The organism is Actinoplanes sp. ATCC 53533 (genome assembly GCF_003947245.1).
In genome coordinates this window covers 36,641-48,838 of the sequence record NZ_QHHV01000016.1, presented here as the reverse complement: position 1 = coordinate 48,838, position 12,198 = coordinate 36,641, and the positions used below count along the sequence as shown (strand labels likewise).

General features: G+C 71.7%; 13 protein-coding genes. 5 read left to right on the top strand and 8 right to left on the bottom strand.

The annotated features are described in order from the left end of the window. Position 1: 1 nt before the first annotated feature. Entirely contained in the window at positions 2–835 is an 834-nt protein-coding gene (gene aepX, locus DMB66_RS07120; protein ID WP_199752079.1) for a phosphoenolpyruvate mutase, read from the bottom strand. Between the two features lie 555 nt (positions 836–1,390). On the opposite strand from aepX, the gene DMB66_RS07115 reads away from it, so the two are divergent. Together DMB66_RS07115 and DMB66_RS07110 are read left to right on the top strand one after the other, a co-directional pair. Beyond that, positions 1,391–1,783, top strand: a complete 393-nt coding sequence (locus DMB66_RS07115) for a helix-turn-helix domain-containing protein (RefSeq protein ID WP_158647157.1) — start codon at positions 1,391–1,393, stop codon at positions 1,781–1,783. 23 nt (positions 1,784–1,806) lie between these two features. Next, a complete protein-coding gene (locus DMB66_RS07110; protein ID WP_125803216.1) occupies positions 1,807–2,253 on the top strand; it encodes a GNAT family N-acetyltransferase in 447 nt (148 codons plus the stop codon). A 50-nt stretch (positions 2,254–2,303) separates the two neighbouring features. On the opposite strand, the gene DMB66_RS07105 is transcribed toward DMB66_RS07110, so the two are convergent. Both DMB66_RS07105 and DMB66_RS07100 read right to left on the bottom strand, forming a co-directional pair. Beyond that, positions 2,304–3,797: a glycoside hydrolase family 130 protein gene (locus DMB66_RS07105; RefSeq protein WP_125803215.1), complete on the bottom strand. Its 1,494-nt coding sequence runs from the start codon at positions 3,795–3,797 to the stop codon at positions 2,304–2,306. A gap of 229 nt (positions 3,798–4,026) precedes the next feature. Further along, positions 4,027–4,623 (bottom strand): hypothetical protein, encoded by a 597-nt coding sequence (locus tag DMB66_RS07100; protein WP_125803214.1) that lies wholly within the window; start codon positions 4,621–4,623, stop codon positions 4,027–4,029. Positions 4,624–4,745: 122 nt separating this feature from the next. On the opposite strand from DMB66_RS07100, the gene DMB66_RS07095 reads away from it, so the two are divergent. Further along, positions 4,746–5,138 carry a sensor histidine kinase KdpD gene (locus DMB66_RS07095; RefSeq protein ID WP_125803213.1) on the top strand — a complete coding sequence of 131 codons (393 nt, stop codon included), beginning with the start codon at positions 4,746–4,748 and terminating at the stop codon, positions 5,136–5,138. Positions 5,139–5,148: 10 nt separating this feature from the next. Here DMB66_RS07095 and DMB66_RS07090 read toward each other — a convergent pair whose 3' ends face one another. Further along, positions 5,149–6,258, bottom strand: coding sequence for a globin domain-containing protein (locus DMB66_RS07090; protein ID WP_125803212.1), 1,110 nt, complete (start codon positions 6,256–6,258; stop codon positions 5,149–5,151). A 165-nt stretch (positions 6,259–6,423) separates the two neighbouring features. Here DMB66_RS07090 and DMB66_RS07085 point away from each other — a divergent pair, with 165 nt between their 5' ends. Then, positions 6,424–7,029, top strand: a complete 606-nt coding sequence (locus DMB66_RS07085) for a pyridoxamine 5'-phosphate oxidase family protein (protein WP_233624358.1) — start codon at positions 6,424–6,426, stop codon at positions 7,027–7,029. Here the strand turns inward: DMB66_RS07085 and DMB66_RS07080 are convergent. Beyond that, on the bottom strand, positions 7,019–7,348 hold the full coding sequence (locus DMB66_RS07080; protein WP_125803211.1) for a cupin domain-containing protein: 330 nt from the start codon (positions 7,346–7,348) through the stop codon (positions 7,019–7,021). The two genes, DMB66_RS07085 and DMB66_RS07080, sit on opposite strands and share 11 nt — an antisense overlap. Before the next feature lie 189 nt (positions 7,349–7,537). Here DMB66_RS07080 and DMB66_RS07075 point away from each other — a divergent pair, with 189 nt between their 5' ends. Continuing rightward, positions 7,538–8,272: a GTP pyrophosphokinase family protein gene (locus DMB66_RS07075; RefSeq protein ID WP_233624357.1), complete on the top strand. Its 735-nt coding sequence runs from the start codon at positions 7,538–7,540 to the stop codon at positions 8,270–8,272. A 5-nt stretch (positions 8,273–8,277) separates the two neighbouring features. On the opposite strand, the gene DMB66_RS07070 is transcribed toward DMB66_RS07075, so the two are convergent. The 3 genes from DMB66_RS07070 to DMB66_RS07060 form a co-directional block, all read right to left on the bottom strand. Then, positions 8,278–9,477: an MFS transporter gene (locus DMB66_RS07070; RefSeq protein ID WP_125803210.1), complete on the bottom strand. Its 1,200-nt coding sequence runs from the start codon at positions 9,475–9,477 to the stop codon at positions 8,278–8,280. 180 nt (positions 9,478–9,657) lie between these two features. After that, positions 9,658–11,460: a cell wall metabolism sensor histidine kinase WalK gene (locus DMB66_RS07065; RefSeq protein ID WP_125803209.1), complete on the bottom strand. Its 1,803-nt coding sequence runs from the start codon at positions 11,458–11,460 to the stop codon at positions 9,658–9,660. Next, positions 11,460–12,149 carry a response regulator transcription factor gene (locus DMB66_RS07060; protein WP_233624356.1) on the bottom strand — a complete coding sequence of 230 codons (690 nt, stop codon included), beginning with the start codon at positions 12,147–12,149 and terminating at the stop codon, positions 11,460–11,462. The genes DMB66_RS07065 and DMB66_RS07060 overlap by 1 nt, the downstream gene beginning before the upstream one ends. Positions 12,150–12,198: the final 49 nt, after the last annotated feature.

The window sequence follows — 12,198 nt, the reverse complement described above, 5'->3', positions numbered from 1 at the left end:
GTCACGCCGACAGCTCGTTCGTCAGCCGGAACAGTTGCTCGAGGCTGGCGATGCGGGTCTCGATCCCCGCCACGGACCTGCCCCGGCAGATCTGGTCGGTGATGGTGCGCATCGCCGAGATCGAGGCCCGGAGACTGTGGTTCGCCCAGATGATGGCTGCGATGTCGCGCTCGATGAACAAGCTGGTCGGGGTGGCGTGGTACTTCGTGGGCACGATGATCACCGGACACGGGTGCTGCCAGCGGTCGAGGAACTGCAGGATCTCCTCGCCGTCGGACTTCTTGGAGTGGATCAATATCGCGTCGGCCCCGGACTCCTGATACCGGTACGCGCGATCGAGGGCCTCGTTCAGGCCGTGCCCGGCTATCAGCGCCTCGACCCGCGCGACCAGAACGAAGTCGTCGTCCAGCTGCGCATCCTTGCCGCGCTTGATCTTCTCGCAGAAATCCTCGACGGGAAGGAGCGGCTGGGCGGTTCCCAGGAATGAGTTCTGCTTCGGGAAGAGCTTGTCCTCGATGCAGACTCCCTGGACGTTTCGCTGGCACAACTTCTTGACCAGGCGACTGACGTTGTTGGCGTCCCCGAAGCCCGTGTCGCCGTCGAAGAGGACCGGCTCGGGGACGAAATCGGTGATCATCTCCACGATGTCGAGAACCTGCGTCCAGGACGCTTCGTTGCGGTCGCGGAGTCCCATCGTCGCCGAGATGGTCAGACCCGAGGCCCAGAGCGCCTCGAACCCCGACTCGACGGCGATCTTCGCACTCAGGGCATTGTGCGCTTCCATGATGTACAGCACTTCGTCGCGGAATATCAATTCGCGGAGCCGGTCAGGCACACCCCACCTCCGCGGAGTGAACGGGTGCCGGCGCGACCGGCGCTGCCGACAAATCGCTGCGAGCGACGATGGAAAACCTGGTCAACACATCACCCCCGTGATGTCGACGGGTGCCTTCCGGGAAACTCGCCGCGTGCCCCGGCTCGGCGGCGCCTGAGGTCCGGCGCGATCACCCGAACAGGCTTACACCCCTGCGGAAGGAACGCGCAAGCGCACTTCGGCTACCGCGATCGCGGTAGCCGACCTGCTGATGAACGCGGGCAAATGCCAACCAACCGGCCAGCGGAGCGGACCGCATTCCCGGACAAATGCCTCCGGGGGTCCGCCGGAGAGCTTCGATATGCGGACCGCGCGGTTGGTTGGACACAGCGAGCACAGTCGATCGCTGTCAGCGCAGCGCCGACCGGCGGAGTTTCGCCGAGCATCGACGGTGTCGATCATTTCTGATGGTGCTGAAATCCGTCCCACGGGATGAAGAACAGTCGAGGAATTTCTACTGTTGAGTTTGATCGACATATCAGCGTCGCGACCACACGGGGGGACGGAGCAGACGTTGTGCGTGAGATTCACGCTGTCCTGGGGGAGATCCTCAAACCGCGCTGGGCCGGGCCGGTGCTCGTGGACCTCGCCGCCCGGGGACCGGGCCGCTACACCGACCTGCGGGACCGCCTGGCCGGCGCCGACGGCCCGCATGTGCACAACCAGTCGCTGAGCGGGGCCCTGCGACGCCTCCAGCGCCACGCTCTGATCACCCAGGAGCCGGCGGACCAGGGCGGCGAATACACCCTCACCCCACTCGGCGCCGAACTCGCCGACTATCTGGCCCGCCTCGACCGCTGGAGCCGGCGCCACCGCGACCGCCTCCGTCTCGACTTCCGCCGCGGAGCCGCCGGAGCCGCCGGAGCCGCCGGAGCCGCGGGTCGATCGGGCGAAAAGCTGTCTCGGTGACCGTCGTGCGGCAAAATGCCGACATGGACATACAGCTTCGACCGGTTCAGCACCAGGACGTGCCAGTGCTGGCCGACCTCCTGGGCCAGCTGGGCTATCCGACCACCGAGACAGCGGCGCGGGAACGGCTCGACCTCTGGCTGGACGACCCGGCGAGCTGGCTCATCGGCGCCGACGACGACGGCGAGCTGGTCGGCGTCGCGGCGCTGCACGTCATGCCCCTGCTGCAGCTGACCGGAAAGGCGGGTCGCCTGGTCGCCCTGGTGGTCGACGAGCGTTACCGCAGCCGGGGCGTAGGCCAGTCCCTGGTCGCCGCGGCCGAGGACCAGGCCCGGGCGGCCGGCTGCGCGAAGATGGAAGTCACCAGCCGCCGCCACCGCACGAGAACCCACGAGTTCTACAAACTCCTTGGCTACGAGGATATCTGCTCCTCCTCGGCCCGCTTCGTCAAACTCTTCCCCACCGACTGACAGCACCGCCCTCGGCCCGGCCGCCGATCACGCCGGCGGGGTGCGCCGGCTCAGGGGCGGGCGCCTGGCGGGCGCATGGCGGCGAGCAGCGCGTCGACGTCGACGGTGGCGAAGCTGACCCGGGCGTCGCTGGAGCCGTAGGGCAACCAGAGCAGTCCGGCGTGGATCAGGGCGCCGCACGAGTAGACGACGTTGGGCACGTAGCCGTCGCGCTCGGTGTGGTCGGGCTCGACGAGGGCACCGGGCAGCTCGCCGATGACCCGCTCCGGGTGGCGCAGGTCGAGCAGCAGGGCGCTGATGACGTACCGGCGCATCGGGCCGACGCCGTGGGTCAGGACCAGCCAGCCGGCGTCGGTCTCGATCGGCGAGCCGCAGTTGCCGGTCTGGATCAGGTCCCAGCCGTACCGGGGCCCGCGCAGCGGCACCGGCGGTTGCCATCGGGCGTTCTCGTCGAGCACGGTCAGCCCGGTGGTCTCGCCGTCGGTGCGGCACAGCGCGAGGCGGCGGCCCTCGACGGCCCGGGGGAACAGGGCGATGCCCTTGTTCCGGACGCCCGGACCGCGCATGGGTGCGATCTGGAAGTGCCGGAGATCGGGGCTGGTGAGCGTCCGCGCGGCGATGTGGCGCCCGTCGTAGGCCGTGTAGGTGGCCCGGTAGTCGACGGTGCCGTCGTCGTCGGCGTACCGCACGAAGCGGGCGTCCTCCATCCCGTTGCTCTCCGCCGGGCTGGCCGGCCAGAGCACCCGCTGATGCAGCGGGGTCTCCGCCGGGAAGGTGATCGCGTAGCCGGCGGCGTGGGTGCGGCGCAGGTGCTCGAGGGTGCGCTGGGTGTTCTCCCTGCTCTGCAGGTCGGCCGGGAGGTCGGCGAGGACCTGCTCGAAGGTCGCGTCGTCGAACAGCGCGGGCAGCGAGCCGAGCACGGTGGCGGACACCTCGTTGTCCCAGCCGTCGTCGGTCAGGCCGGCCGCGAGCAGGTCACGCCGGTGGCTCGCGGCGGCGCGCCGGCCGGTGTGCAGCGGACCGGCGCGGTCGGTCACCGCCAGCCGGCCGGCCGGGCCGACCACGGCCGTGGCGAATCCGATGGACGACAGGTGCCCCTCGCCGATCTGGCGGAGGCTGACGGCCACCCGCAACTGCCCGGCCGCCAGCGCGGACTGATCGGGGTGCGCGACGACGGAGGGGTTGCACAGGGCGGCGGCCTCGACGGCGTACTCGTGGGTGAAGTAGGCGCCGACCAGCAGGCGCTGGGCCGGCGAGAGGTCGCCGGCCCGGTCGGCCCGGTGCCGCACCAGGTCGAAGTGGTGCAGGAAGGTGCCCGCCAGGTCGTGATGGCGGGGGGCGAACCCCGCCATGGTCCGCGCGAGCAGGCTCTCCACCTGGTCGGCGGGCAGGTCGGCGATCCGGTCGATGAGGGCGTGGGCGCGGGTCCGCACCACGGCGGCGTCCTCGCCGGGCACGAACAGTTTGACGATGACCCGCCGGGGGTCGGGAGTCAGCGTCAAGGTCTGCCGCGCCGCCTGCGGCGCGCCGGTCAGCGCCGGCATGCGGTCATGGTCTGTGAACGAGCGGCCATGGGCCGACCTTCCGGTCGTCGAGCACGGTACGGGCCGCGGCAGGCGCCGGGATCCCGGGGGAGTCACCACCGTACGCGGGCCGTGCGCCACGGTCCTGGTGGATTCGGGGTGCCGGCGGGTGCTTCCCGCCTAAAATGTCCGGTATCAGGACACGTGAGGGCTCTCGGCTGCTGGGCATCGGGCCACGCGCCGCGGCTCGTCAGGTCGCGGTGTTGTTCGCCCTTTCCGGGCTGCTCGGCATCATCGGCATCGCCAACGACACCCGGCGGGCCGGCGACCTGCTGATCATCGCGGCGGCCGACCTGGTGTCGGCGGCGGTCATCAGCGTGCTTCCGTGGCAGCGCTGGCACCGGCGGGCGCCGGCGCTCCTGGTGCTGCCCGCCTTCCTGGTCCTCGGCTTCTCCACGTGGGCGTTCGGCGGCGTGGCCGCGGGCACCGGCCCGTTCCTGGTGCTGATCTTCGCCTGGGCGGCCCTGCACTTCTCGCGGCGGCTGCTGCTGGCGTTCGTCCCGCCGGCGCTGCTCGCGTACCTCGTGCCGTTGATCATCACCGGGCAGCCGCCGATGATTCTCGGCTCGGCCGTGGTGCTGCTGCCGGTCGCGCTCGGCATCGCCCTGCTCATCGAGGCGCAGGCCCGGCACGTACGCGAGGACCGCGCGCGGCTGGCCCAGATCGAGAAATGGCGGGCGGCGCTGGTGGCGGCGCTCGCGCACGACGTGCGCTCGCCGCTGAGCACCGTGCAGATCGTGCTGGAGGAACTGCGGGTGGACGCCGGCCAGGAAGGCGAGGAGCTCATCGACCGGGCCCTGCGGCAGGTCGCCCCGGATCAGCAACCTGACGGCCGGCCTGCTGGATCTCGACCGGATCGACTCCCAGGGCCGGCTGACGCTGCACCCCCGGCCGTGGCCGGTCTCCGACGTGGTGTCCGCCGCCGTCGCCGACCTGGGACGCGGGGTCGACGTCGTCATCGACGTCGACCCCGGCCTGGTCATGGCCCTGGACCGGGAGCGGTTCGAGCAGATCGTGGTCAACCTCGTGGGCAACAGCCTGCGCCACGGCAAGCCGCCCGTGGTGGTGCGGGTGACCAGCGACGGGAGCACCGGCCGGCTGGAGGTGCGCGACCACGGTGCCGGCGTCCCCGCCGCGGCGCAGCCGCGCCTGTTCACCCGCTTCGGCAGCGACAACCCCGGCAGCGTCGGGCTCGGCCTCTGGATCGTCGGTCAGCTCGCGCAGGCGCACGGCGGCGAGGCCCACTACGAGGACGTCGCCGGCGGTGCCCGGATGGTCGTCACCTGGCCGGTGCCGGACTGACGGGGGACGCTCAGTCGCTGGTGAGGGCGTCGTAGCGGATGCGGGTGCCCGGCACCCGCATCTCGGTCAGCCTGGTCAGGGTCGCGTTGACCATGGCCCTCGGGCCCGCGACGTAGAAGTCGTGGTCGCGCCAGGGCCCGTACCGCGACATCACGTCGGTGACGGCGCCGCGCTCGCCGGGGTAGTCGGGTTCGGCGCTGACCGAGCGGACGACGGTGAGCCAGGGGTGCGCCTCGGCCAGCAGGTCGAGTTCCTCGCTGTCGTAGAAGTCGTCGTGGCCGCGCTCGCCGCGGAACAGGTGGATCCAGCGGGTGCGGTTGTACCGGGTCAGTTCGTCGAGCATGGCCTTGACCGGCGCCAGGCCGGTGCCGCCCGAGACGAAGACGATGTCGCGCCGGGACGCCGGGTCCAGGATCATCGAGCCCATCGGCGCGGCGAGCCGGATGACCTCGCCGACCTTGAGCCGGCGCACCAGGGCGCTGGAGACCCAGCCGCCGCCGGTGGAGCGCACGTGGAACTCCAGGGTGTCGTCCGGGCGCGGCGCGTTGGCCACCGAGTAGGGCCGCCAGAGCCGTGGCTGGTGCGGGCACTCGATGCTGACGTACTGGCCCGCCCGGTACCGCAGCGGTCGCAGCGGCCGGCAGGTGAAGACGGCGACGTCCGCGCGCCGCCGTTCGTGGTCGAGCACCTCGGCGTGCCAGTACGGCGGCCCGTCGTCCTCCTCGGCGCCGGCGATCATCGTCCGCGCCGTCAGGTCGTACACGTCGCCCCAGGCCTGCTCGTAGACGCTGGTCCAGCGGTCGCCGGCGTGCGCCCGCAACGCGTCCAGCAGGGCCGTCTTCACGTGGGCGTAGTGCTCCGGCGTGACGTGGTATTTGCGATGGTCGCGGCCCAGGGCGCGCAGGTAGCCGTCGAAGCGGGCCGGATCGTCGAGGTTCTGGATGGTGGCGACGATCGCGCCGAGCAGCCGGCCGCGCTGGACGTCCATCTGGACCGGGAACAGGTCGCGCAGCTGGGGATTGGCCAGGAACAGCCGGGCGTAGAAGTACGCGGCGACCCGATCCTGCCGATCTTCGACAAGATGCCAGCTTTCCTTGAGAACAGCGGACAAATGACTCATCAGGGTTCCTGCCCGGCATGCGTGAGCGTGATTCGATCAGGGTGCGTGAATACGGAGAGACACGACGCACACACTGTGCGATATCGTCGCGGTGGTGCGGCGGCTCGTGGCACGGACGCGACGGGAGTTGTCACCGGTGCGAGACGAGGGCCTGAGGAGGCTCCCATGGACGGCGCGAGCTTGGACGCGATGCAGTCGTGTGCCATCGCCGGAGAGCGGCTGCTACAGGAAAGGCTCGGCACGCGGGAGCAGGCCGAGCGGTTCCACGAACGCCAGGTCCTCGATCACCTCAACGAGCCGATGTGCCGGTTCATCGCCCGGCAGGAGATGATGTTCCTGGCCACCAGCGACGGCGCGGGTGCCTGCGACAGCACGCTGCGGGCCGGGGCGCCGGGCTTCGTGACGGTGCTGGACGAGCGCCGGCTGGCCTGGCCGGAATACCGGGGCAACGGCGTGCTGGCCAGCCGGGGCAACATCGTCGAGAATCCGCACGTCGGGTTGCTCTTCGTGGACTTCGTCCGGGACGGGATCGGCCTGCACGTCAACGGCGGCGCGGTGCTGACCGACGACGATGACCTGCGGGAGGAGTTCCCCGCCCTGCCGACCGAGGTGGTGCCGGGCCGCAAGCCCGAGCAGTGGGTCGTCGCCGCGGTGGTCGAGGCGTACATCCACTGCGCCAAGTTCATCCCCCGGCTGGCCGCCGTGCCGGCGCAGCGGGACCGGCGCGGCGCGGACCCGCAGCCCAAGAAGAGCGACTACTTCATCCCTTAGCCACCGTGAGCAGGACTCCGGCGTCCTCCAGCGCTTCGAGGGCATGCCGTGAGTCGGGAATGATCAGGATGTCCCCGGCGGTGGCCTCGCACGACGTGGACCCGGCTTCCAGGCGCACCCGGCCGTGCAGGACCTGCAGGGTGGCCTGGCCGGGATTCTCGTGCTCGTCGAGGCGCCGGCCGGCGGCCAGCACGATGAGGGTCTGGCGCAGGCTGTGCTCGCTGCCGCCGTAGACGGTGTGCGCGCTGCGCCCGCTGGATGCCGTACGGGCCACCGCGAGATGCTCGCCGAGCAGTGCGGTGATCGAAATGGCGTTCATGACCGTGATCCTCCAGGAGACCGGCCCGCGCGACGAGGGCCGAAGGTCCCGACGGCGGCGAACGGTGTACCACGGTCGCAGTAGCGGGATCACTGCGCCTGGAGGACGCCTGCCTGGACCTCGCGGCGCAGAATGGATGGCGGCCGCACCTGACCGACAGTCCGTCCCTACCGCTCGGAGATCGCCATCGTGACCATCGCGCACCCCGGCCGGACGGCATCCGACGGCGGCCCGGCGGCTCCCGGCGCTCGCGGCGAGCCCGAGGCGCTCCGCGAGCTGACCGACGGGCTGGCCGAATTCCTGATGGTCTACAAGTTCGGGCTCGACGAGATCAGCACCAAGCTCACCATCCTGCGCGAGGAGCTGTCGCACCGCGGCACGGGCAGCCCGATCGAGCACGTCAGCCCGAGGCTGAAGACGCCCGCCAGCATCACCGCCAAGGCGCGGCGGATCGGCTGCCCGCTCGTCTTCGACGACCTGCGGAGCCGGATCCGCGACATCGCCGGCATCCGGGTCGTCTGCGGGTTCATCTCCGACGTCTACACCGTCGCGGACATGCTCACCCGGCAGCCCGACGTGCGATTGTTGCAGGTCAAGGACTACGTGGCGGCGCCGAAGCCGAACGGCTACCGGAGCCTGCACCTGATCGTGGAGATCCCGGTGTTCCTCTCCGACCGGGTCGCGGCGGTGCCGGTGGAGGTGCAGCTCCGCACCGTGGCGATGGACTTCTGGGCGAGCCTGGAGCACAAGCTCTCCTATAAGTACGACGACGACATCCCGGCCCGGCTGCACGACGAGCTGACCGCCGCCGCGGAGGACGCGATGCGCCTCGACCAGCGGATGGAGCTGCTGCAGCAGGAGATCCGCGGCACCGCCCCCACGACGGCCGGCCCCGCCGCGGCGGTCCGCCCCGACGGCTGGTGACGCCGTCAGGCTTCGCTGCCGGCCGGCTGCCGCTGCGCCGCTGACGCGTCGGCGAGCCGCCGCAGGTGTCGCACGACCGGCAGGGTGAGCAGCAGGCCCAGCACCGGGACGAGGAACGCCACCCGCAGCCCGACCGGTTCGGAGAGCAGCCCGAGCAGCACCGCGCCGATCAGCGCCCCGCCGTAGTTGAACAGGTTGACCCGGGCGATCACCTCGTCGCTGTTGCCGGGCACGGCATGCCCGGCGGCGCTGAACGCGAGCGGCACCAGCACGCCCACCCCGAGGCCGGTGAGGGCGAAGCCGGCGATGGCCGCCGCGACCGAGGGGACCGCCACGACCAGTCCGCAGCCGACCGCGCAGACCAGCAGGGCGGCGGTCGCGGCCGCGGCCACCCCGGTACGGGGCACGACGTGGTCGCCGGTCAGCCGGGAGACGAGCACCGTGAACTGGTACGCCGCATAGCCCAGCGGCGCGATCGAGTCGGCGGCCAGCAGCGAGTCGTGCAGGTAGATGGTGCTCCAGGTGCTGACGGCGGAGTCGGCGAGGAACGCGGTGAAGATGAGCGCACCGCAGATCAGCACGACGCGGCGGGAGTTGCCGCGCGGATGGCGGTGCCCGGTGAGGTCGGGCAGCACGGTGCGCGCCGGCTCGTAGCCCCGCCAGCCGGCCAGCGCGACCGCGACGGCGAACGCGCCCGCGATGCCGACGGAGACGCTGGCGCCGGCCCCGCCCGCGACGAACGCGGACATCAGCAGGGCGGCGGCCATGGCCGCGGCGGTGTAGGCCGCGAAGAGCCGGTTCATGACGCTGCGGCCCAGCCGGGCCTGGACGAGCACCCCCTGCATGCTGAGCGAGGCGTCGACCGTGCCGAGGCCCACGCCGTAGATGATGAGGATCGCGACGAACACGGCGGTGGGGGTGCGGAACGTGGTCAGGCCGAGCGCGGCGCCGACCGCGAGCAGCCCGCCGGCCAGCGCGAAGCGGCTGCCCCACCGGGCGGCGACCGCGTCGGCGAGCAGCGATCCGCCCGCCGCCGCCACGACCACCAGCAGCAGGATCACCGAGACGAGGGCGTCGTCGAAGCCCTGGCGTTCCTTGAACATCGGCAGCGCGGTGACCACCGCCGCGTAGCCGAGGCCCTGCGCCGCGTAGCCGGCGCCGATCCACCGGGCGCGGGTGCCGCCGGTGGGTTCCGCCGGGGTCATCGACGGCCCGGCGTGCACGGTCCGGCCGGCACGCGGTCCGATCGAGAAACATGGGAATTGTTCACGATCTCCATGGGCGCTCACTCTGGCACGTGAGTGCCGTCACGTCGAGAGGACAAATGCGAGCAGAACATCAGCCCGCACACCGTCATGTGGACATCATCGCTCACGACCGGTGGGTTACGGCACGAGTGTCAGCGCGACCGGCATCCGCACCGTGAAAGTCGACCCGGCGCCGGGGGCGCTGGTGACCGAGATGGTGCCGCCGTGCGCCTCGGTGAGCTTGCGGGCGATGGCGAGCCCGAGCCCGCTGCCACCCGTGCTGCGGGTGCGGGAGCCGTCCGCGCGCCAGAACCGGTCGAAGATCCTCGGCAGGTCCGCGGCGGCGATGCCGATGCCGGTGTCGGCGACCTGGACGGTGAGCTCACCGTCCGCCACCCGGGAGCGGACGGTGACGGTGCCGCCGGACGGGGTGTGCCGGACGGCGTTGGAGACCAGGTTGCCGACGAGCTGGCGCAGCCGTACCGGATCGACGACGACCTGCGGGTCGGCCTCGGTCTCGGTGACCAGCCGCACGGCCGCGGTCTCGGCGGCGCCGCGGTGGGCCTCGGCGACCTGCTCCAGCGCGTCGTTGACGTACACCGGCTCGGGGTGCACCCGCAGGGTGTCGGCGTCGGCGGCGGCCAGGTCCCGCAGGTCGTCGATGATGTGCTGGAGCAGGACGGCCTCCTCGAGCAGCAGGCTGAGCAGCTGCGGGTCGGCGGTGGCGAGCCCGTCCTGGGCGGCCTCCAGCCAGCTGCGCATGTTGGTCAGGGGAGTGCGCAGCTCGTGCGCCACGTCGCTGACCATCGCCTTGCGCTGCTGCTCCGTGCGTTCCCGGCGGGCCGCCAGGTCGTTGAGCGCGGTGGCCAGGTAGCCGATCTCGTCGTTGGTGGTGACCGGCACCCGGGCCTGGTCCTCGACGGGCTTGCGGGCCGCCTCGGCGAGGGTCCGCAGCGGCCGGACCAGCCGGGTCCCCACCAGGACCGTGACCAGGATCGCCAGCAGCAGGACGGCGCCGGTGACCGTGGCGATGCGGGTGATGTTGGCCCGGGAGAGGTTGAACGTCGGCTGGGCGGCGCCGTCCGCGGGGTCGGTCACGAACAGCAGCGCGGGCGGGGCGACGTACGGCTTGAGCTGGCTCCGCCGCGACTTCAGCAGGCAGTCGCCGGCCTGTTTGCTGCGGGCCGCGCTGGCCCGCTTCGGGTCGGCCTCGCCGAACGTGGTGGTGAAGTCCGGGGCGATCCCCAGCTTGACCTGGAAGGGATCGGCGCCCAGGCAGGCCAGCGTCAGCTTCGTGAGCTTCGCCAGGGCCACCTCCTCGGTCTTCGTCAGCTGCTCCTCGAGCCGCCACGGCTCGCAGAGGGAGGACAAGGTCCGGGGAGCGCTGCCGGGTATCCGGACGGACGGCCGCCCGCTCGGCGCCTCGACGATCTCGGCACCCAGGCCCTGGTCCTTGAGGCAGGAGACCTGCTGGTCCGCGTCGGCCCGCAGGCTCCGCCGCTCCCGGCCGGTCAGCCGGTACGGCCCCACGGCGCGCGGGTCGATGCGCTCGGCGCCCCCGGTCAGTCCCGGGTCGGTCCGCAACGGGTCGACGATCGCCGAGGGACGGGCCGCCCGCAGCGACGGCCCGTCGGCCGAATCGGCGATGACCTGCCGGTCCTCGGTGGTGAGCGTGATCCGCCGGCCGACCTCGCGGGCCCGTTCGTCGACGATCGGGCCCACCCCGGACCAGTCGGTGTGGGTGGCGCCGTAGCCGAGCAGCGCGTCGTAGACGCTGGTGTCGTCCGACAACGACCGGCCCTGCTCCTGGCGGACCGCCCGGGTGGTCGACTGCACCACGAGCCAGGCGGTGGTCATGGTGGCGCAGACCGCCACCAGGATCGAGGTGGCCAGCAACCGCACCACGAGACTGCGGTGCGGCGGCACGCGCTGGGCGCGCATCAGCTCGTCCCGGCGGTCAGCTTGTAGCCGATCCCGTACACGGTCAGCAGCTGCACCGGCCGCCGCGGATCGGCCTCGATCTTGCGGCGCAGGTTCATCACGTGGACGTCGATGGTGCGCTCGGTGGACTCGCGGTCGAGGCCGCTGGTGTGCTCCAGGAGCTGACCGCGGGTGAAGACCCGGTCTGGCAGCTCGGCCATGGCGGCGAGGATCGCGAACTCGCCGGGGGTGCAGTCGATCCGCTCGCCGCCGGCCGTCACCTCGTGGCGGCCCGGATCGACACCGAGCCGGCCCACCCGGCGGACCGCCGTGGGACCCGGGCTGCGCTGGGCGCGGCGCAGCAGGGTCCGCACCCGGGCCATCAGCTCCCGGGGGCTGTAGGGCTTGGTCAGGTAGTCGTCGGCGCCGAGTTCCAGCCCGAGCAGCAGGTCGTCCTCGGCGGAGCGGGCGGTGAGCATCAGCACCAGCACGTCGGACTCGGTCCGCAGGATGCGGCACACGTCGAGGCCGTCGAGCCGCGGCATCATCACGTCCAGGACGACCAGCTCGGGTTGCCGGCGCCGGACCTGGTCGAGGGCGGAGCGGCCGTCGTGCACCACGGTGGCCTGGTGGCCGTCGGCCTCCAGATACCGTCGCAGCACCTCGGCCTGGCGTTCGTCGTCCTCGGCGACCAGCACATATGCGCACACGCCGCCGACTATAGGGTGACCGCGCAGCGAATCTCGCCGCCCGAATCGT

Excerpts from the sequence above, each read along its gene's own strand:
- DMB66_RS07070 (WP_125803210.1), bottom strand. The coding sequence starts at position 9,477 with ATGACCCCGGCGGAACCCACCGGCGGCACCCGCGCCCGGTGGATCGGC.
- DMB66_RS07065 (WP_125803209.1), bottom strand. The coding sequence starts at position 11,460 with ATGCGCGCCCAGCGCGTGCCGCCGCACCGCAGTCTCGTGGTGCGGTTG.
- DMB66_RS07080 (WP_125803211.1), bottom strand. The coding sequence starts at position 7,348 with ATGAACGCCATTTCGATCACCGCACTGCTCGGCGAGCATCTCGCGGTG.
- DMB66_RS07105 (WP_125803215.1), bottom strand. The coding sequence starts at position 3,797 with ATGCCGGCGCTGACCGGCGCGCCGCAGGCGGCGCGGCAGACCTTGACG.
- DMB66_RS07085 (WP_233624358.1), top strand. The coding sequence starts at position 6,424 with ATGGACGGCGCGAGCTTGGACGCGATGCAGTCGTGTGCCATCGCCGGA.
- DMB66_RS07100 (WP_125803214.1), bottom strand. The coding sequence starts at position 4,623 with ATGAGCTCCTCGCCTTCCTGGCCGGCGTCCACCCGCAGTTCCTCCAGC.
- DMB66_RS07110 (WP_125803216.1), top strand. The coding sequence starts at position 1,807 with ATGGACATACAGCTTCGACCGGTTCAGCACCAGGACGTGCCAGTGCTG.
- DMB66_RS07090 (WP_125803212.1), bottom strand. The coding sequence starts at position 6,258 with ATGAGTCATTTGTCCGCTGTTCTCAAGGAAAGCTGGCATCTTGTCGAA.